13 protein-coding genes are annotated in these 19,760 nt (G+C 68.8%); 4 read left to right on the forward strand and 9 right to left on the reverse strand.

Annotation, left to right across the window (positions count from 1 at the left end):
- From PL79_RS28845 to grpE, 5 genes are all read right to left on the reverse strand, one after another.
- A complete protein-coding gene (locus tag PL79_RS28845; protein ID WP_044844051.1) occupies window positions 1-1,938 on the reverse strand; it encodes a chorismate-binding protein in 1,938 nt (645 codons plus the stop codon).
- Window positions 1,939-1,942: 4 nt separating this feature from the next.
- Complete coding sequence (gene dnaJ, locus PL79_RS28850; protein WP_044844050.1) at window positions 1,943-3,079, reverse strand: molecular chaperone DnaJ; 1,137 nt, start codon at window positions 3,077-3,079, stop codon at window positions 1,943-1,945.
- 264 nt (window positions 3,080-3,343) lie between these two features.
- Window positions 3,344-5,287: a molecular chaperone DnaK gene (gene dnaK / locus PL79_RS28855; RefSeq protein WP_044844049.1), complete on the reverse strand. Its 1,944-nt coding sequence runs from the start codon at window positions 5,285-5,287 to the stop codon at window positions 3,344-3,346.
- Window positions 5,288-5,434: 147 nt separating this feature from the next.
- On the reverse strand, window positions 5,435-5,875 hold the full coding sequence (locus PL79_RS28860) for a thioredoxin family protein (RefSeq protein WP_044844048.1): 441 nt from the start codon (window positions 5,873-5,875) through the stop codon (window positions 5,435-5,437).
- A 10-nt stretch (window positions 5,876-5,885) separates the two neighbouring features.
- Complete coding sequence (gene grpE, locus PL79_RS28865) at window positions 5,886-6,431, reverse strand: nucleotide exchange factor GrpE (protein ID WP_044844047.1); 546 nt, start codon at window positions 6,429-6,431, stop codon at window positions 5,886-5,888.
- Window positions 6,432-6,781: 350 nt separating this feature from the next.
- Here grpE and PL79_RS36280 point away from each other — a divergent pair, with 350 nt between their 5' ends.
- Window positions 6,782-6,943 carry a hypothetical protein gene (locus tag PL79_RS36280; RefSeq protein ID WP_006476841.1) on the forward strand — a complete coding sequence of 54 codons (162 nt, stop codon included), beginning with the start codon at window positions 6,782-6,784 and terminating at the stop codon, window positions 6,941-6,943.
- Here PL79_RS36280 and PL79_RS28875 read toward each other — a convergent pair.
- The 3 genes from PL79_RS28875 to hrcA form a co-directional block, all read right to left on the reverse strand.
- Window positions 6,915-7,322, reverse strand: coding sequence for an RNA-binding S4 domain-containing protein (locus PL79_RS28875; RefSeq protein ID WP_044844046.1), 408 nt, complete (start codon window positions 7,320-7,322; stop codon window positions 6,915-6,917). The genes PL79_RS36280 and PL79_RS28875 overlap by 29 nt on opposite strands.
- Window positions 7,323-7,327: 5 nt before the next feature.
- Window positions 7,328-8,392: a ferrochelatase gene (hemH, locus tag PL79_RS28880; RefSeq protein ID WP_044844045.1), complete on the reverse strand. Its 1,065-nt coding sequence runs from the start codon at window positions 8,390-8,392 to the stop codon at window positions 7,328-7,330.
- Between the two features lie 137 nt (window positions 8,393-8,529).
- Window positions 8,530-9,552: a heat-inducible transcriptional repressor HrcA gene (gene hrcA, locus PL79_RS28885; protein ID WP_011544637.1), complete on the reverse strand. Its 1,023-nt coding sequence runs from the start codon at window positions 9,550-9,552 to the stop codon at window positions 8,530-8,532.
- Between the two features lie 130 nt (window positions 9,553-9,682).
- Between hrcA and PL79_RS28890 the strand changes: the two genes are divergently transcribed.
- Together PL79_RS28890 and recN are read left to right on the forward strand one after the other, a co-directional pair.
- Window positions 9,683-10,585: an NAD kinase gene (locus tag PL79_RS28890; protein ID WP_044844044.1), complete on the forward strand. Its 903-nt coding sequence runs from the start codon at window positions 9,683-9,685 to the stop codon at window positions 10,583-10,585.
- A gap of 19 nt (window positions 10,586-10,604) precedes the next feature.
- The gene (gene recN, locus PL79_RS28895; protein WP_044844043.1) at window positions 10,605-12,254 is read left to right on the forward strand and encodes a DNA repair protein RecN; all 1,650 of its coding nucleotides are present in this window, start codon (window positions 10,605-10,607) and stop codon (window positions 12,252-12,254) included.
- A 259-nt stretch (window positions 12,255-12,513) separates the two neighbouring features.
- Here the strand turns inward: recN and glnE are convergent, their stop codons facing one another.
- Entirely contained in the window at window positions 12,514-15,315 is a 2,802-nt protein-coding gene (gene glnE / locus PL79_RS28900; RefSeq protein WP_044844042.1) for a bifunctional [glutamate--ammonia ligase]-adenylyl-L-tyrosine phosphorylase/[glutamate--ammonia-ligase] adenylyltransferase, read from the reverse strand.
- A 227-nt stretch (window positions 15,316-15,542) separates the two neighbouring features.
- Here glnE and PL79_RS28905 point away from each other — a divergent pair, with 227 nt between their 5' ends.
- Window positions 15,543-19,742: a YhdP family protein gene (locus PL79_RS28905; protein WP_044844041.1), complete on the forward strand. Its 4,200-nt coding sequence runs from the start codon at window positions 15,543-15,545 to the stop codon at window positions 19,740-19,742.
- The last annotated feature ends 18 nt before the right edge of the window (window positions 19,743-19,760 follow it).

A 19,760-nucleotide genomic window follows, 5' to 3' on the forward strand; every position in this document is an offset into this window, starting at 1 on the left:
TCAGGCCGGTGCGCTGCCTTGAATCAGCCGCGCCGCGACCGACCCGCGCAACGCATTGCAGATCATCAACTCGTCCGCGTTCAGCACATCGTCGAGCGTCAGCACACGCTCTTTTGCGCCTAGCGCCGGATCGTCGAGCAGCACACCGCGCATCACGCCGGGGAGCACGCCGCACGACAACGGCGGCGTCAACCAGACGCCATCACGCTTCACGAACACATTCGACCGCCCGCCTTCCGTCACCTCGCCGCGCTCGTTGACGAACAGCATGTCGAAGCCGCCGAGCGCTTCCGCCGCCTGCCACGCACGGTCGTACTCGGCACGGCGCGTCGTCTTGTGCAGCAGCAGCGCATCGTCCGCGCGGGTCGGCGCGAAGCCGTGCGCGGACGCGAGCATCACGCCGACCGGCCCCGCGGGCAGCGGCTTCAGTGCCGCGGCCGTGATGTCGACCGTGCCGTCCTTCGCGAGTGCGAGCTTCATCCGGTACGGGCCGTCGCCGTCGAGCGCCGCGCAACGCGCGTCGATCTCGCGGCGCAACGCGTCGGCGTCGAGGCGGAAGCCGAACGCATCCGCGCTGCGCTGCAGCCGCGCGAGATGGCGCTCGAGATGCCGGATGCCGTCCGCACGTGTCGCGGCCGTGGTTTCGAACAACTGGAAGCCGGGATCGGCATCGGTCAGGAATCGCGCTTTCAATTCGCACTCCGCATATTCGTCGGCGGCGACGCTGTCGAGCACGATGCCCGCGCCGACACCCATCCTGCCGCGCCGCCGGCCGCTAGCGGCCGTTGCCGCGTCGCGCGTGCCGATCGTTGCGGCCGCATCGACGGCGATCGCATCGAGCGTCAGCGTCCGGATCGCGACCGACAGGCAGAAATCGCCGCAGCCGGCCACGCCGTCGGGCACCGCAGCGCCTGCCGAAAGGCCTTCCTTCGGTGCATCGAGCCAGCCGATCGCGCCCGTATAGAGCCCGCGCGGCGTCGACTCGATCGCGTCGATCAGTTCCATCGTCTTGTGCTTCGGCGCACCGGTGATCGATCCGCACGGAAACAGCGCACGCAGCATCTGCGCGAACGTGGTGCCGTCGCGCCAGCCGGCCTCGACCGTCGACGTCATCTGCCACACCGACGCATACGGCTCGACCGAGAACAGCGCCGGCACCTTGACCGTGCCCGTGCGCGCGATCCGCGACACGTCGTTGCGCAGCAGGTCGACGATCATCACGTTTTCCGCGCGGTTCTTCGGATCGTTCGCGAGGAACGCGGCAGCCGCCGCATCGTCGCGCGGATCGGCCGAGCGCGGCGCGGTGCCCTTCATCGGCCGCGCGCGCAGCACGTCGCCGTGCTTCTCGACGAACAGCTCCGGCGAGCACGACACGACCCACGCGCCGTCGGGCAGCGCGATCAGCGCGCCGTAACGCACGGGCTGACGCGCGCGCAGCCGCCGGTACAGCGCGAGCGGCGTGCCGAACATGTCGAAATTCAACCGGTACGTGTAGTTGATCTGATACGAATCGCCCGCCCGCAGCGCGTCGTGCACCGCGGCGATCGCCGCGTCGAACGCGTCGCGCGACACACTCTTCGCGACGTGCGCGACGCCCGCGATCGACGGCGGGCCGCCGCCGTCCTGCTGCGCGAGCCACGCATCGACTTCGTCGCGCGACAGGCGCTCGCAGCGCGCATACAGCAAAAAGCGCAGCGGGGCATGGCCCGGCTGCGCTCTGTCCAGATTGCGTCCGAATTCGTAGTCGCCGACGACGATCGCATGCAGCCCGTCGCGCAGATCCTGCGCCACCGCCGCATCGACTTCGTCGAGCCGTGCCGGATCCGTGCACACGCGTTCGCGCACGAAACCGGAATACAAACGACTCGACCGCGCGGACGCGGTCGAGTCGCAATCGTCCAAGAGCGCGAACGACGCGCTCTCGTTGCCTTCAGTCATACCGTTACTCGAAGAAGCTCTTCACCCGGTCGAACCAGCTCTTGCTCTGCGGGCTGTGACGCGCACCGCCCTCGGCCAGCGACTTCTCGAACTGCTTGAGCAGATCGCGCTGCTGGTCGGTCAGCTTCACGGGCGTCTCGACCTGCACGTGTACGTACAGATCGCCCGCGATGCTCGAACGCAGACCCTTGATCCCCTTGCCGCGCAGGCGGAACGTCTTGCCCGACTGCGTGCCTTCCGGCACCGGGAACGACGCACGGCCGGCCAGCGTCGGCACCTCGATCTCGCCGCCCAGTGCGGCGGTCGTGAACGGGATCGGCATCTGGCAGTGGAGATCGTCGCCGTCGCGCTCGAACACCGAGTGCGGCTTGATGTGGATCTCGACGTACAGGTCGCCCGGCGGCCCGCCGTTGATACCCGGCTCGCCGTTGCCGGCGGAGCGGATCCGCATCCCGTCGTCGATGCCGGCCGGGATCTTCACTTCGAGCGTCTTGGTTTCCTTCACCTTGCCCGAGCCGTGGCAGTGCACGCACGGTTCCGGGATGTAGGTGCCGGTGCCGTGGCACTTCGGGCAGGTCTGCTGGATGCTGAAGAAGCCCTGCGACATGCGCACCGTGCCCTGGCCGTGACACGTCGGGCAGGTTTCCGGCTTCGTGCCGGGCTTCGCGCCCGACCCGTGACAGACTTCGCACGACACCCAGCTCGGCACGCGGATCTGCGTGTCGTAGCCGTGCGCGGCCTGCTCGAGCGTGATTTCCATGCTGTAGCGCAGGTCGGCGCCGCGATACACCTGCGGACCGCCGCGGCCGCCGCGCGCGGCACCGCCCGCGGCCTGGCCGAAGATGTCGCCGAAGATGTCGCCGAACGCATCCGCGAAGCCGCCGAAACCCTGTGCGCCCGCACCGCCCATGTTCGGATCGACGCCCGCGTGGCCGTACTGGTCGTACGCCGCGCGCTTCTGGTCGTCCGACAGCATTTCATAGGCTTCCTTCGCCTCCTTGAAATGCTCTTCCGCATCCTTGTTGTCCGGATTGCGGTCAGGGTGATACTTCATCGCAAGCTTGCGATACGCCTTCTTGATTTCGTCGTCGCTCGCGTTCTTCGCGACGCCCAGAACCTCGTAGTAATCCCGTTTCGCCATATCGATTCACTGTGCCGTCGCGCGTCACGCACGCGGCGGCTCCTTTCGCCCGCAGTAAAGTCTCTCGACTCGTCTGGCGCTGCGCCGTCCGCGGACGGCTCGCGCAGCACCCGCCAAAAAACAAATGTGCCCGGAGGGCCGCGAAGCCCGCCAGGCGTGGAGTCGATCCGGCCATCCGGAAGGAAAGACAGACCGCTTTCAGTCGTTGGTCAACCGCGCCGCGCGCGTTTCCACGCGCGGCGTACGGTGCCATTGCAACCCGGCTTAGTCCTTCTTCACTTCCTTGAACTCGGCGTCGACGACGTCGTCGGCAGCCTGCTGCGCACCGCCCGCCTGGGCCGCGCCTTCCGCTGCACCCGCCGCGCCGGCTTGCTGCGCCTGCATGTCGGCGTACATCTTTTCGCCGAGCTTCTGCGAAGCCTGACCGAGTTCCTCGACCTTCGCGTCGATCGCCGCCTTGTCGGCCGACGTATCCTTCAGCACGTCCTCGAGCGACTTCAGCGCCGCTTCGATCTTTTCCTTCTCGCCCGCGTCCAGCTTGTCGCCGTACTCGGTGAGCGCCTTCTTCGTGCTGTGGACCAGCGCGTCGCCCTGGTTGCGCGAATCAGCCAGCTCGCGCAGCTTGTGGTCTTCCGCTGCGTTCGCTTCCGCGTCCTTGATCATCTGGTCGATTTCAGCGTCGGACAGGCCCGAGTTCGCCTTGATCGTGATCTTGTTTTCCTTGCCGGTCGCCTTGTCCTTCGCGCCGACGTGCAGGATGCCGTTCGCGTCGATGTCGAAGGTCACTTCGATCTGCGGCACGCCGCGCGGCGACGGCGGGATGCCTTCGAGGTTGAACTCGCCGAGCAGCTTGTTGCCCGCTGCCATCTCGCGTTCGCCCTGGAACACCTTGATCGTCACGGCCGACTGGTTGTCGTCCGCCGTCGAATACACCTGAGCGTGCTTCGTCGGGATCGTCGTGTTCTTGTTGATCATCTTCGTCATCACGCCGCCGAGCGTCTCGATGCCGAGCGACAGCGGGGTCACGTCGAGCAGCAGCACGTCCTTGCGGTCGCCCGACAGGACCTGGCCCTGGATCGCCGCGCCGACTGCGACGGCTTCGTCCGGGTTCACGTCACGGCGCGGATCCTTGCCGAAGAACTCCTTCACCTTCTCCTGCACCTTCGGCATGCGGGTCTGGCCGCCGACCAGGATCACGTCGTCGATGTCCGACACCTTGACGCCGGCGTCCTTGATCGCGATGCGGCACGGTTCGATCGTGCGCTCGACCAGATCCTCGACCAGCGCTTCCAGCTTCGCGCGGGTGATCTTCAGGTTCAAGTGCTTCGGACCCGATGCGTCGGCCGTGATGTACGGCAGGTTGATTTCGGTCTGCTGGCTCGACGACAGCTCGATCTTCGCCTTTTCAGCGGCTTCCTTCAGGCGCTGCAGCGCGAGCACGTCCTTCGACAGGTCGACGCCCTGCTCCTTCTTGAACTCGCCGATGATGTAATCGATGATGCGCTGGTCGAAGTCCTCGCCGCCGAGGAACGTGTCGCCGTTGGTCGACAGCACTTCGAACTGCATTTCGCCGTCGACGTCCGCGATCTCGATGATCGACACGTCGAACGTGCCGCCGCCGAGGTCATACACGGCGATCTTGCGGTCGCCCTTCTCGGCCTTGTCGAGGCCGAACGCGAGCGCGGCTGCCGTCGGCTCGTTGATGATCCGCTTGACTTCGAGGCCCGCGATGCGGCCGGCGTCCTTGGTTGCCTGGCGCTGGCTGTCGTTGAAGTACGCCGGCACCGTGATCACGGCTTCCGTGACCGGCTCGCCGAGGTAGTCTTCGGCCGTCTTCTTCATCTTGCGCAGCACTTCAGCCGAAACCTGCGGCGGCGCGAGCTTCTCGCCGTGCGCTTCGACCCATGCGTCGCCGTTGTCGGCCTTGATGATCGCGTACGGCATCAGGCCGATGTCCTTCTGGACTTCCTTCTCTTCGAAGCGGCGGCCGATCAGGCGCTTCACGGCGAACAGCGTGTTCTTCGGGTTGGTCACGGACTGACGCTTGGCCGGCGCGCCGACGAGCACTTCGTTGTCGTCCATGTAGGCGATGATCGACGGCGTCGTGCGCGTGCCTTCCGAGTTCTCGATGACCTTGACCTGGTTGCCTTCCATGATGGCGACGCACGAGTTCGTGGTGCCGAGGTCAATACCGATGATCTTTCCCATTTTTCCTAATCTCCAGAAATGCTTGTTTGCTGCGCGAAACCCCGCGTTTTTGGGCAGTTTCGCGCGCCAGAATTCAACTCTGTTCCCGAAATGCGTCCGGCCGATCCGTTTTCAAGACCCGCCAAGCGATGCGGATATTAAATTTTTTCAATCGCCGCCGGTAGCCGGATCGTACGAACCGGCGTCGCGGCCCGACTGCGCGCCGGTCGCCGCGGCGATCTTCGCGCGCGCCGCCGACACCGCCGCCTGGAACTGCGCGAGGCCATGCCAGCCGGTCGCGCGGCCGAGCCGCTTGCCGCGGTGGAAGAAGAACCACGTCGGCACGCCGTGCAGGCCGAAGCGGCGCCCCAGCTCATGATGTTCGTACACGTTGCAATGGAACCACTTCAGATCCAGCGCGCGGATCGCGTCCGGCTGGGCGAGCATCGCCTTCTTGGCGATCTCGCAGTTGAAGCAGTCGACGCCCCAGAAGAACACCACGGCGAGCGCATCCCCGGCGCCGGCGATCGCGGCGTCGAACGTGTCGGCCACCAGCGCCTGCATGTCGAACGCGTCGAACGCGGCCGGATCGACGCCGGCGGGAACCATCGCGTCGGCCTTACTTCGGCTGGGCGACCGTGACGAGCGCCGGGCGCAGCACGCGGTCGGCGATCATGTAACCCTTTTGCAGGACGGTCACGACGGTGTTCGGCTCCTGCTCGGCCGGCACCATCGAAATCGCCTGGTGCTGGTGCGGATCGAACTTCTCGCCGACCGGGTTGATCGCGACGACGCGGCCCTTCTCGAGCGCGCTCGTCAGCTGGCGCAGCGTCAGTTCGACGCCTTCGCGCACCTTCGTGATGTCGCCGGACGTATCGCCGACGGCAGCCTCGAGGCTGTCCAGCACGGGCAGCAGGTGCTCCGCGAAGCCCTCGATCGCGAACTTGTGCGCCTTCGAGACATCTTCCTGCGCGCGGCGGCGGACGTTCTCGGTCTCGGCCTTCGCCCGCAGGAAGCTCTCCTGCAGCTCGGCGACCTTGGCTTGAGCCTCCGCGAGCGCCGCGTCGGCTGCTTCGGCGGCGGGCGCCGCGCCTTGCGCCGCCTGCTTCTCGCTGCCGATGTCTTCGGCCGATTGGGTAGCCGGGTTCTCTTGCGTGTTTTCCATGTCGCTGAAAGTCGATTAGAGGTTGAAGCCAAATCGGCAACCGCCGGACCGTATGTCGGCGGCACCGCACATTGTTGGTGCAAATAAGGGCGAAAACTCCGATTTCAAGGGGGTTATTCACCGGCATTCGCCAATGCCGTGAAACAACCGCGCTGCGCGCCGCCGATTACGTGCATTTGTCGCCGGATCGGACGAAACGACCGGTAACAACGCTTACCAGGCAAGTACTAGCTCGGCACAGGGGGGTGCACTACACTCCATTCAAGCGTCGAAAAAGCGCGTTTACCCTAGCTTACCGGCGCCTGACATCCACCTGGCGCTGCATTCACAGTCCCATCGAGGCGCGTACCGTGAAACTGACCTTTGCCATATCGGTGGTCGCGCTGGTACTGATTGCCGGCACCACCACCATCTGCCTGTCCGGAGCCGTCACCGACCGCACGACCGAATACGGCAGCGCGCGGGCGACGTTCGACCAGATGTTCAGCTCCCACCAGAAAATCTGTCGATGATGCGCCGGTCGCGCTTGGTCGGCCGGCCGTGCAGTTCCGCCGCCGGCTCGCGATAGGTGCGGCGCCGTTCCAGTTCGGCGAGCCGCGCGACGCGCCCCGCTTCCGTTTCCTCGTAAAGCGTCTGCGCGATGCTCGCGGGCCCGCGCACGTCGCAAATGCCAAGCACGGCAATGTGCCAGACGACACCGTCGATCGCAATCTCGACCTCGTCGCCGACGCGCACGTCCTTGGCCGGCTTCACCGCCGCGCCGCCGATCTTCACGTGGCCCTTGTCGACCGCGTCGGATGCGAGCGAGCGCGTCTTGAAGAAGCGGGCCGCCCACAGCCATTTGTCGATGCGCAGCTTCGCGCCGGGGTCCGTCGAAATCCTGTAGTTCATCGCGTTCAACTCACCGTTTCGGGCTGCGCGGCCTTCACCGGCCAGCCCTGCAGATTCTCGGCGACGATCTCGCCCAACGCGCCGATCCATGCGGGCGCGCCGTTCAGGCACGGAATCCGGTGGAACGCCTGGCCGCCGCCCGCGATGAACTCGTCGCGCACCTCCATCCCGATCTCCTCGATCGTCTCCAGACAATCGGCCGTGAAACCGGGACAGAACACGTCGGCCCGCCGCACCCCCGCCTCGCCGAGTTCGCGCAGCGTCGGCGCCGTGTACGGCTGCAGCCACTCGGCCTTGCCGAAGCGCGACTGGAACGTCACGCGGCATTCGAGCGTCGACAGCCCGAGCGCGGCCATCAGCAGCGCGCCCGTCTGCTGGCACTGGTCGTGATAGGGGTCGCCCAGATCGAGCGTGCGCTTCGGCACGCCGTGGAAACTCAGCACGAGCTTGTCGCCGGCCGCGAAGTCGGGCCGGCCATGCTGCGCCCAGTACTGGCGAACCTGCTCGGCGAGCGCGTGGATGTAGGCCGGATGGTCGGCGTAGTGCCGCACCGTACGCACTTCCGGCTGGTTGCGCATCCGTGCGAGCGCGGCGAACGCGGCATCGAATGCCGTCGCGGTAGTGGACGCCGAGTATTGCGGGTACATCGGCATCAGCAGCACGCGCTCGACGCCAGCACGCTTGAACTGCGCGAGCGCCTGCGCAATGCCCGGGCTGCCGTAGCGCATCGCGTAGTCGACCGTCACCTGATAGCCGTTCGACGCGAGCAGGTGGCGCACGCCGTCGGTCTGGCGCTCGGTGTATACGCGCAGCGGCGAGCCTTCGGGCATCCAGACGGCCGCGTATTTCTTCGCGGACGCGCGACCGCGCAGCGGCAGGATCAGCGTGCGCAGCAGCACCTGCCAGACGACCTGCGGGATTTCGACGACACGCGGATCCGACAGGAACTCGGCCAGATAGCGCCGCACCGCGCGCGGCGTCGGGGCGTCGGGCGTGCCGAGATTGATCAGCAGCACGCCGATGCGATGGGCAGCTGCGACGCTCGAAGGCGGCTCAAGATCGAAACGCATGGGCAGGAACGTGCTCGGGGCACGCAGTCGGACGGCCCTCAATTATAGCGGGCCGTCTCGCCCGGGTCGGCTGGCCGTTCGGCCGACTGGCGGTGCGCACGGCGCCGCGGCACGATGGCGGGACGGTATCGGTCGGGTTACTGCTGGCTCAGCGTGAGCGACAGCAGCCGCGCGGTGATGTCGACGATCGGGATCACGCGGTTGTACGCCATGCGGGTCGGGCCGATCACGCCGAGCGTGCCGACGATCTGGCCGTTCACCTCGTAGGGCGCGGTCACGACGCTCATTTCCTCGATCGGCACGAGCGTCGATTCGCCGCCGATGAAGATCTGCACGCCCTGGGCGTGGCTCGACACGTCGAGCAATTGCAGGAGGCCCGTCTTTTGGTCGAACACGTCGAACAGCTTGCGCAGCCGCGCCATGTCGGACGACAGATCCGCCACTTCGAGCAGGTTGCGCTCGCCGGAAATGAGCACGGTGTCCTCGGTGTCGGGCACCTCGGTGCTGGCCGTCACGGCCGCATGCATCAGCGTGGTCATGTCGCCGCGCAGCTGGTCGATCTCGTCGCGCAGGCGGCGGCGCACCTCGTCGAACGACAGCCCGGCGAAGTGCGCGTTGATGTAGTTGGACGCCTCGGTGAGCTGCGACGGCGAATAGTCGCGCGGCGTCGCGAGCATCCGGTTCTGCACGTCGCCCTCGGGCGTGACGATGATCAGCAGGATGCGCTTGTCCGACAGCCGCATGAACTCGATCTGCTTGAACACGTGGCTGCGGCGCGGCGTCAGCACGACACCCGCGAACTGCGACAGGTTCGACAGCACGCTCGCCGCGGCCGCCACGACCCGCTGCTGCGGTTCGCCGGCCTGCAGCGTGTTCTGCACCTGGCGCGCGACGGCCTCGGCGTCGATCGGCGCCTCGACCGTCAGCATCGTGTCGACGAACAGCCGGTAGCCGCGCGGCGTCGGCACGCGGCCGGCCGACGTGTGCGGGCTCGACACGAGGCCGAGCTCCTCCAGGTCGGACATCACGTTGCGGATCGTTGCCGGGCTCAGTTCGAGCCCGGAGTAACGGGACAACGTGCGCGAGCCGACCGGCTGACCGTCGGCGATATACCGTTCGATCAGGGTTTTCAGGAGGGTTCGTGCGCGAGGATCTAGCATGGTGGAAAATTTTAGCGCAACCGCGCGAGCACGGCGAGTGGCCGCGGCCACTGTCGCCCGGGCCGACCGATCCGGCCCCGTTCGCGCACAGCCGGTTCTTTTCGTCAACGAGCTATGGTGTAATGCCGGCATGAAAACCGGTAATCAGTTCAACACCGTCGCGCTCGTCGGCCGGAGCAACACGCCCGGCATCGCCGAGCCGCTCGCCACGCTGGCTGGCTGCATCGCGAAGCTCGGCTTCGAGGTCGTGTTCGAAGCCGAAACGGCGCGCGAGATCGGCATCTCCGGCTATCCGGCGCTCACCCCGGCGGAGATCGGCGCGCGCGCGGACGTGGCGGTCGTGCTCGGCGGCGACGGCACGATGCTCGGCATCGGCCGCCAGCTCGCGCCGTACAAGACACCGCTGATCGGGATCAACCACGGGCGGCTCGGCTTCATCACGGACATCGCGGCGGCCGACATGCAGGCGCGCGTCCCGGTGATCCTGTCGGGCAAGTTCGAGCGCGAGGAGCGCTCGCTGCTCGAGGCCCGGATCATGCGCGACGGCGAACCGATCTACCACGCGCTTGCGTTCAACGACGTCGTCGTGAACCGCAGCGGCTTTTCCGGGATGGTCGAGCTGCGCGCGTCGGTCGACGGCCGGTACATGTACAACCAGCGTTCGGACGGCCTGATCGTCGCCACGCCGACCGGCTCGACCGCCTACGCGCTGTCGTCGGCCGGCCCGATCCTGCATCCGCAGCTCCAGGGCATCGTGCTCGTGCCGATCGCGCCGCACGCGCTGTCGAACCGGCCGATCGTGCTGCCCGACGATTCGAAGATCGCGATCCAGATCGTCGGCGGCCGCGACGTCAACGTGAACTTCGACATGCAGTCGTTCACGTCGCTCGAGCTGAACGACACGATCGAGGTGCGCCGCTCGAAGCACACGGTGCCGTTCCTGCACCCGGTCGGCTACAGCTACTACGCGACGCTGCGCAAGAAGCTGCACTGGAACGAACACGCATCGAACGAAGACGACAAGGCGTCCTGACGCACCCACGCCCGACACCATGCTCCGCCACCTCTCGATTCGCGACTTCGTCATCGTCGCCGCGCTCGATCTCGAATTCGACAGCGGCTTTACCGTCTTTTCCGGCGAAACCGGCGCCGGCAAATCGATCCTGATCGACGCGCTGGCCCTCGCGCTCGGCGAACGCGCCGACGCGAGCGTCGTGCGCGCCGGCTGCGGCCGCGCCGACATCACCGCCGAATTCACGCCGCACGACCGCGTCGCGCGCTGGCTCGACGAACACGCGTTCGACGCCGAGGACACCGTGATGCTGCGCCGCGTGATCGACGCGAACGGCCGCTCGCGTGCATTCATCAACGGCACCAGCGCGACGCTCGCGCAGCTGCGCGAGCTCGGCGAGATGCTGGTCGACATCCACGGTCAGCACGCGCACCAGCTGCTGATGCGGCCCGACGCGCAGCGCGAGCTGTTCGACACGCACGCGGGGCTCGTGGCCGATGCCGCGAACGTCGCACGCGCGTGGCGCGTCTGGCGCGACGCAACGCAGGCGATCGACGCCGCGAAGGCGCATGAGCGCGAACTGCAGCTCGAACGCGAGAAGCTCGCCTGGCAGCTCGCCGAACTCGACAAGCTCGCACCGCAACCCGGCGAATGGGACGAAGTCGGCAGCGAGCACAAGCGCCTGTCGCATTCGGCGAACCTGATCGCCGGCGTGCAGGGCGCGCTCAACGCGCTGTCCGAGGCCGACGACGCGATGCTCCCGCAGCTCGGCGCGATCGTGTCGAAGCTGCGCAGCCTGGCCGACTACGACACGGGGCTCGGCGACGCGCTCGCGTCGCTCGAACCGGCCGAAATCCAGCTGCAGGAAGCCGTCTATTCGCTGTCGCACTACGCGCAGCGCCTCGATCTCGACCCGGCCCGGCTCGCGCAGGTCGAAACGCGCCTCGACGCGCTGCACTCGACCGCCCGCAAGTTCCGGCTGCCGCCCGACACGCTGCACGAGGAACATGCGGCACGCCGCGCGCAGCTCGCCGCGCTCGACGCGGCCGCCGATCTCGGCGCGCTCGAAGCCGCGCAGGCGAAGGCATGGGAAGCCTATCTCGCCGACGCGAAACACCTGTCGACGGCCCGCGCGCAGGCCGCGAAGGCGCTCGGCACGGCCGTCACGGCCGGCATGCAGGAACTGTCGATGGCGGGCGGCAGCTTCGAAGTCGCGCTCGTGCCGCTCGCCGACGGCGGCCCGCACGGGCTCGAACAGGTCGAATTCCGGGTCGCCGGGCACCCGGGCGTGCCGCTGCGGCCGCTCGCGAAAGTCGCGTCGGGCGGCGAACTCGCACGGATCAGCCTCGCGCTGGCCGTGATCGCTAGCGCCGCCAGCCCGACGCCGACGCTGATTTTCGACGAAGTCGACACGGGGATCGGCGGCGGCGTCGCCGAGGTGGTCGGCCGCCTGCTGCACCAGCTCGGGCGCGACCGCCAGGTGCTGTGCGTGACGCACCTGCCGCAGGTCGCCGCACGCGGCGACCATCACTTCCAGGTCGCGAAAGGCGCCGACGAGCGCGGCGGCACCGTCTCGTCGGTCGTCCCGCTCGACAAGGCGAGCCGGGTCGAGGAAGTCGCGCGGATGCTCGGCGGGCTCGAGATCACCGCCACCACGCGCAAGCACGCGAAGGAAATGCTGGCGGCCTGACGCCGGCTTCGTCGGCCGAATGCAGAAGATCGGCGCATGCGCCGGTCCCGGACCGCCGACGAACCCCACGTTTTTCGGCACGTGGCGTGTCGCTTTTCCCGGAACAGGCCTGCAGCGGCACGGCGAGCTGGCAGACCGATCTACCGGTCGAACCGCTCGCACGGCGCAGTTTTTCGATGGACGGCCGCCGCCCGGGCGCGCCCGCCCTGCCCCGCGGATTCGAGCGTCCTGCCGCGAACGCCGAATTCAAACGTCCGACTCAAACTCCCGTTTCGACTGCGCCGAACACACGCTCCCACAACGCCGTCACGGCCGCCCGCTCGTCGGCCACCAGCGCCGGATCGACCCGCGCCTTCTCCATCCCGTCGAGCCGCAGCTTGTGCTGCAGCTTCCGGTACTTGCGATACGCGGCGCCGACGCGCTCGGCCTCGTCCTCGCCCATCAGCCCGAATCGCGCGACCTCGCGCAGCAGTGCGATGTTGCCGGTGTTGCGGATCAGCTCGGCATCGCTCGACGCATGCAGCAGCACCCAGTACTGGACGATGAACTCGATGTCGACCATCCCGCCGCGATCGTGCTTCAGGTCGAACAGCTCGGTCTGGTTCGGGTGGCCGGCGAACACCTTGCCGCGCATGTCGACGATTTCCTTCGCGAGCACCGCCCCGTCGCGCGGCGTCGTCAGCACCTGCTGGCGGATCGCCTCGAAGTCCGTGCCGATCTGCGGATCGCCCGCGCTGTAGCGGGCGCGCGTCAGCGCCTGGTGTTCCCACACCCACGCGGTGTTGGCCGCGTCGCCCTCGCGCAACTGGTAGCGGCGGAACGCGTCGAGATCGGTCACGAGCAGCCCGGCCTCGCCGTTCGGCCGCAGCCGCAGGTCGATGTCGAACAGCGCGCCCGCGCCGGTCGCGGTCGTGAGCCACGTGATCAGCCGGCGCGTGAACGTCGTGTAGACGTCCGCCGAGCGCTCGTCGGGGTCGTCGTACAGGAAGATCAGGTCGAGATCCGATGCGTAGCCGAGCTCCTTGCCGCCGAGCTTGCCGTACGCGATCACCGCGAACTTCGGCACGTCGCGGTGGCGCTTCGCGAGCTGCGACCAGACGACTTCGATCGTCACGTCGAGCACCGCGTCGGCGAGTTCCGACAGGCGGTCGCTCACATGCTCGACCGACAGCTGGCCGGCCAGGTCGATCAGCAGGATGCGGAACACCTCCGCGTGCTGCGCGTGTCGCAGCAGGTCCATCTGCTGCTCGGGGCCGTCGGCGGCCGCGAGGCGCGCACGCAATGCGTCCTTGAACGCAGGCCAGTCGAACGGGCTCGCGATCGCTTCGTCGTCGAGCAGTTCGTCGAGCAGCTGCGGATGGCGGATCAGGTAGCCGCCGCCCCAGCGCGTCGCGCCGAGCACCGACAGCACGCGGTCGAGCGCGGCCGGATACTCGGTCAGCAGCGCGAGATAGACGCCGCGCCGGCTGACCGTCTCGAGCAGGTCGAACAGCCGCACGATGGTGTCGTCGCGGCGCGCGGCGTCGATCCGCGGCGCGGCCTCGAGCGCGCGCTGCGCGACGCTGTCGAAACGCTGCCGGCTCTTTTCCGGCAGGCCCGCGTAGCGCGACGACTGCCAGATCGCGCGCAGCCGCGCGAGCACGGCCGCCGGATCGGTGAAGCCCACGCCGTCGAGGCGCGCGAGCAGCGCGTCGTCTTCGCCGTCGTCGGCGAGCGCCCCGCTCCAGATCCACGTCGCGGCCGTGTCCTCGCCCGCCGCGCAGGGGCCGCCGTTCACCTTGTCGGCAAAGATCTGGTCGAACTGCGCCTCGACGAACGTCCGGTGACCGTCGAGCACCGTCATCAGCGCCGCATAGTCGGCAAAGCCGAGCGACGCGGCCAGCACCGCCCGCTCGCCCGCATCGACCGGCATCGCGTGCGTCTGCGCGTCGTCGCGGTACTGCAGCCGGTGCTCGAGCGTGCGCAGGAAGTTGTAGGCGTCGGTCAGGCGCTCGCGCACGTCCTCGCCGATCAGCCCGCGCGCCTGCGCATGGCGCAGCACCGCGAGCGTCGGCCGCACGCGGAATTCCGCATCCTGGCCGCCGCGGATCAGCTGGAACACCTGCGCGCTGAATTCGATCTCGCGGATTCCGCCGCGCCCGAGCTTGATGTCGTCGGCCTTGTCGGGCCGCATCGACGCTCGGCGCGCGGCTTCCTGGCGAATCTGCTGGTGCAGCGCACGGATCGCGCCGATCACGCCGAAGTCGAGATAGCGGCGGTATACGAACGGCTTGACGATCGATTCGAGCTGCGCCGCCAGCCGCCGCGCCGCGTCGCTGTCACCTTCGGATACGAGCCGCCCCTTGATCCACGCGTAGCGCTCCCATTCGCGCCCCTGCACGTAGAAATACTCCTCTAGCATCCCGAGACTGCAGACGAGCGGCCCCGAATCGCCGTTCGGGCGCAGCCGCATGTCGACGCGAAACACGTAGCCGTCGGCCGTGACCTCGGACAGCACGCCGATCAGGCGCCGGCCGAGCCGCGTGAAATATTCCTGGGTGGACAGCGGCGAGCGCGTGCCGCCGGCCGTTTCGCCGTCGTCCTCGTAGACGAAGATCAGGTCGATGTCCGACGACACGTTCAGCTCGCGGCCGCCGAGCTTGCCCATCCCGACCACGCCGAGCACGACGCGCTGGCCGTCGGCGCCGCGCGGCTCGCCGTACATCGCCTCGAGTTCGGCCGACAGCAGCGCGAGCGAGCGTTGCACGGCCACTTCGGCGAGATCGGTCATCGCGCCCGTCACCTCGGCGACGCTCGCGACGCCGCGCAGGTCGCGCTCCGCGACCGCGCCGAACACCTCGATACGCAACTGCCGCAGCGCGCGCTTCAGCTGCTCGTCGCCCGGCGCGGCCGTGCCGGCCGGCGCGGCGAGCAGTTCGGTCAGACGCGCGTCGAGCTGCGCGCGCGTGAGCGGCGCGGCGGCCCACGCGGCGATCTGGCCGGACAGCGCGGGACGCGCGGCCGCCGCGCGGGCGATGTAGCGGGAATAGGACGTGCTGATCAGGGCGGAAGCGTCGGTCATCGAAAAAGCGGGCCTGGCGGTAAGGCCCCGCTGCGGGACAACGCGTGCGCGCCCCGCTGCCGACAGGCCCCTTGGACTCGGCGCGGTGTCGCGACGCGGGTACGCCGCCGCGACAACCGCGCGCAGGAAAGCCCGTGCCGTGCGGCCTCAACGGCCGCCGGCACGAACCCGTGTGATACATTTCAACGTCAGTCTGCAAAACTACCATATCGCCGCCCTTCCGCCGCATGTCCGACCGTCAGGAATCCGCCGTAGCTGAGCCCGAAGCGGGACCTCCGAAGCACGATCATCCGGTCCTGCGTCGCGTGTTCAGGGTGACGCTGGCAGTCGGGATCGGCACGTACTTCGTCGCGTCCGGCGCGTTCCTCGGGATGCGCTACGTGCTGCTGCCGCGCATCGACGAATACCGCCCGCGCATCGAGCGCGCGGTGTCCGACAAGCTGCACGCGCAGCTTTCGATCGGCAAGCTGTCTCCGCACTGGTCCGGCATGCAGCCGGGCGTCGAAGTCGCCAACCTCACCATTCGCGGCCGTGACGGCCAGATCGCGCTGTCGGTCCCGCACGCGACGGCCGCGCTGTCGTGGATGTCGCTGCTGCGGCTGTCGCCCGCGCTGTCGAGCCTGATCGTCGACCATCCCGACCTCGTCGTCGCGCGCGCGGCCGACGGCTCGCTGAGCGTCGCGGGCGTCGGCGTCGCGACCACCCATGGCGGCAACGACACGTTCGGCACGTGGCTGCTGAAGCAGGAAGCGATCGTGCTGCGCAACGGCACGCTGCGCTGGCGCGACGCGCAGCACGACGCACCGGAGCTCGCGCTGTCCGGCATCCGCCTCGCGGTGCTCAACCACGGCCGCGAGCACAAGGCCGCGCTGCAGGCGCCCGCGAACGGCACGCTGCTGCTCGGCCCGCTCGATTTCCGCGCGCGTTTCCGCCACAAGCCGCTCGCGCCGATCGGCAAGCCGACGAACTGGACCGGCGACGCGTACCTGTCGACCGGTCCGGTCGACCTGCAGACGCTCGGCCGCTATCTCGACATTCCGCTCACGATCCACGCGGGCCGGATCGACAACGCGATCTGGGCGACCTTCCAGGACGGCCACCTGCGCTCCGCGGGCGGCGACCTGCAGGGCGCCGACGTCGTGCTGCGCGTGCGGCCGACCCAGCCGCGCCTCGACGTGCCGACGGTCGGGTTCGGCTGGGACATGGCGCTGGACGCCGGCCACGACTACACGCTGCACCTGACGCGCTTCAACGCGGAGCTCGGCCAGCCGCCGCTGCCGGACGGCACGCCGCTCGCCCGTTCGCTCGCGCTGTCGACGCTGACTGCCCGCTACCGCGTGCCGACCGCCGACCAGGGGCAGCTGCTCAGCGTCGTCGGCGACCGTGTCGATCTCGGCATCCTCAGCGAGTTCATCCGCGGGCTGCCGCTGCCTGCGCGGCTGCGCAACGAGCTGATCAAGCTCGACCCGCGCGGGATGGTGTCGAACTATCACATCGAGGTCGAACGCGCGAAGCCGGCGCGGGCCGACCTGGCCGACGAAGAGCGGCGCATGGGCGCCGCGCCGATCGTCCGCTACCGCTTCCTCGGCGATCTGCAGGGCATCAGCGTCGCCGCGCAGGAGCCGCCGCCGGGTCTTTCCCCGCGCGGTCACCCGCGCGCCGGCTGGCCGGGCGTCGAGAATTTGTGGGGCCACATCGATGCGAGCGAAACCGGCGGCAGCGCGCACTTCGACACGGTCAATGCGGCGGTCACGGTACCCGGCGAATTCGACGAGCCGCGCCTGACCTTCGACCGGCTGCGCGGCAACGCGAAATGGGTGATCACGCCGGCGCCGGGCGAGAAGCACGCGCGCGTCGACGTGACGTTGCCCGACCTGTTCGTCGCGAACCCCGATGCGGAAATCGCGGTGTCGGGCACGTACACGAACCCCGGCCACGGCCGCGGCTCGCTCGACCTGCGCGCGGATTTCGCGCGCGCGTCGGTTGCGCGCATCCCGCGCTACCTGCCGACCGGGATGTCCGAGCACCTGCGCGACTATCTCGGCCATGCGCTGCAGGACGGCCAGGTGACCAAGGGGGCGTCGATCGTCGCGCGCGGCCCGCTCGAGAAATTCCCGTTCGAACACGAGCCGGACGCCGGCGTGTTCCACATCGTCGCGCCGTTCACCGGCGGGCGCTTCGAGCCGACGCCGTACCCGCCGCGCAAGCTCGCGAACGGCACGCCGAGCGTCTGGCCCGCACTCGACGGAATCGACGGCGTGTTCGAGCTCGCGCAGAACAAGCTGCGCTTCGACATCGCGCGCGCGCACTACAAACGCGTCGCGCTGACGAAGGTCGCCGGCCGGATCGACGATCTCGGCAATCCGTCGAAGTCGCCGCTCGTCATCGACGGCCATGCGCAAGGCCCGCTCGCGGACCTGATCGACTACGCGGACAACAGCTCGCTCGGCGCGATGAGCGGGCACATCGGCCAGCGGATCGATGCGCAGGGGCCCGCGGCGCTCGCGCTCAAGATCACGATTCCGCAGCACGTTCCGCATCCGCATACGCACGTCGAGGGCACGCTCGCGTTCGGCGGCAACACGCTGTCGACCGACGGCGTGCCGCCGCTGTCCGCGCTGCGCGGCAGCGTGCGCTTCAGCGAGGCCGGCGCGTCGCTGCACGAGCTGTCGGGGCGCTTCCTCGGTGGCCCGGTGCGCGCGAACGGCAACTTCCAGTCGCACGGCCCGTACGCGGTGGACGTCGACGGCAAGCTCGCGCTCGACGCCGCGCGCGGCCTGAACCTGCGGGGCACGGCCGCGGCGCTGCTCGAGCACGTGGTCGGCGACGCGCCGTACCAGCTCGCCGTGCGCGGCGCGCCGGGCCGCCTGCCGGAGGTCACCGCGCATTCCGACCTGACGGGCGTCGCGCTGAATTTCCCGGCGCCGTTCGCGAAACCGGCCGGCACGCCGATGCCGTTCCGCTTCACGCTGCAGCCGGCCGCCCAGGCCGGCGGCAAGCGCCTCGAGCATGCCGACCTGACGCTCGGGCCCGTGTCCGCGACCTACCTGCTCGACGCGACGCCCGGCCAGCCGCTGCGCGCGGTGCGCGGCGCGATGGGCATCCACCGGATGCCCGACCTGCCGCAGGACGGCGTGAGCGCCGCCGTCGACGTCGACGAACTGGACGCCGACGCGTGGCTCGCGCTCGCCCGCACGCTGCAGCACGACACGCCGCGCGCGCCGGAGCCGCAGGCCGCGCCGCGCGTCGACGTCGCGAGCTTCACGCCGAAGCGCTTCGCGCTCCACTTCGGCACGCTGAAGCTGCTCAAGCGCAACTGGGAAAACGTGATCATCGGCGCGTCGCACGTCGACGAGCTGTGGCAGGCGAACATCGCGTCGAACCAGGTCTCGGGCTACCTGTCGTGGGCGCCGGGCGGCGGCCACAACGGTGCGGGCGTGCTGAACGCGCGGCTCGCGAAGCTCGTGATCCCGCAGAGCGCGCAGCACGACCTCGTCGGCCGCGCGATGAACCTGCCGACGCCGACCGACCGGCCGATGCCGTCGGTCGACCTGATCGTCGACCAGGTCGTCGCGCGCGATCACGACATCGGCAGGCTCGTCGTCAACGCGCGCAACCTCGAGGAAGACGGCGTGCCGGTATGGCAGCTCGACAAGTTCGAACTGGCGAACCCGGCCGCGAAGCTGACGGCGACCGGCAACTGGCGCACGTCGCGCCGCGCGCTGGCCCGCGGCGTCGACGAAAACGATGCGCCGCGCCGCAGCGTGTTCGACTTCAAGCTCGACGTCGGCAACGCGGGCGCGCTGCTCGACCTCGTCGGCCTGCCGCGCACGCTTGCAAACGGCCACGGCACCGTGACCGGCAAGGTCGGCTGGCGCGGCGGCCCGACCGCGGTCGATCTGCCGTCGCTCGGCGGCCAGGTCGCGCTCGACCTGGAACACGGCCAGATCCTGAAGGTCGATCCGGGTGCCGCGAAACTGCTCGGCGTGCTGAGCCTGCAGAGCCTCGCGCGCTTCCTGACGCTGAATTTCCGCGACGTGATCGGCAAGGGGCTGCCGTTCGACAAGATCACGGGCACCAGCCGGATCTCGAACGGGATCGCGCGCACCGACGACTTCTCGATGACGACGGCACCGGCGAACGTGACGGTGCGCGGCGCGGTCGACCTCGGCGCCGAGACGCAGGACCTGCACGCGCACGTCGCGCCGAAGATCGGCGCCGGCACGGCGGCAATCGCGGCCGCGATCATCAATCCGCTGCTGGGTGTCGGCGTGCTGGCCGCGAACTACGCACTGTCGGAGACGCTGTCGCACGCGTTCGCGCTCGACTACGCGATCACGGGCTCGTGGGCCCATCCGCACATCGAGCGGGTGCGAGGCGATCAGGGTAAGATGAATCACGGTCCGGCCGATGCGGCGAGCCACTGACGCGCGCACGGTGCCGGG

The sequence above is a fragment of the Burkholderia sp. USMB20 genome, assembly GCF_000949135.2.
GTDB lineage: Bacteria > Pseudomonadota > Gammaproteobacteria > Burkholderiales > Burkholderiaceae > Burkholderia.

Bases quoted from the DNA above. Each gene is read 5' to 3' on its own strand.
- PL79_RS28875 (WP_044844046.1), bottom strand. From the start codon at position 7,322: ATGAACTACAGGATTTCGACGGACCCCGGCGCGAAGCTGCGCATCGAC.
- dnaJ (WP_044844050.1), bottom strand. From the start codon at position 3,079: ATGGCGAAACGGGATTACTACGAGGTTCTGGGCGTCGCGAAGAACGCG.
- dnaK (WP_044844049.1), bottom strand. From the start codon at position 5,287: ATGGGAAAGATCATCGGTATTGACCTCGGCACCACGAACTCGTGCGTC.
- PL79_RS28845 (WP_044844051.1), bottom strand. From the start codon at position 1,938: ATGACTGAAGGCAACGAGAGCGCGTCGTTCGCGCTCTTGGACGATTGC.
- hemH (WP_044844045.1), bottom strand. From the start codon at position 8,392: ATGCGTTTCGATCTTGAGCCGCCTTCGAGCGTCGCAGCTGCCCATCGC.
- PL79_RS28905 (WP_044844041.1), top strand. From the start codon at position 15,543: ATGTCCGACCGTCAGGAATCCGCCGTAGCTGAGCCCGAAGCGGGACCT.
- hrcA (WP_011544637.1), bottom strand. From the start codon at position 9,552: ATGCTAGATCCTCGCGCACGAACCCTCCTGAAAACCCTGATCGAACGG.
- PL79_RS28890 (WP_044844044.1), top strand. From the start codon at position 9,683: ATGAAAACCGGTAATCAGTTCAACACCGTCGCGCTCGTCGGCCGGAGC.
- recN (WP_044844043.1), top strand. From the start codon at position 10,605: ATGCTCCGCCACCTCTCGATTCGCGACTTCGTCATCGTCGCCGCGCTC.
- PL79_RS28860 (WP_044844048.1), bottom strand. From the start codon at position 5,875: ATGGTTCCCGCCGGCGTCGATCCGGCCGCGTTCGACGCGTTCGACATG.
- glnE (WP_044844042.1), bottom strand. From the start codon at position 15,315: ATGACCGACGCTTCCGCCCTGATCAGCACGTCCTATTCCCGCTACATC.
- grpE (WP_044844047.1), bottom strand. From the start codon at position 6,431: ATGGAAAACACGCAAGAGAACCCGGCTACCCAATCGGCCGAAGACATC.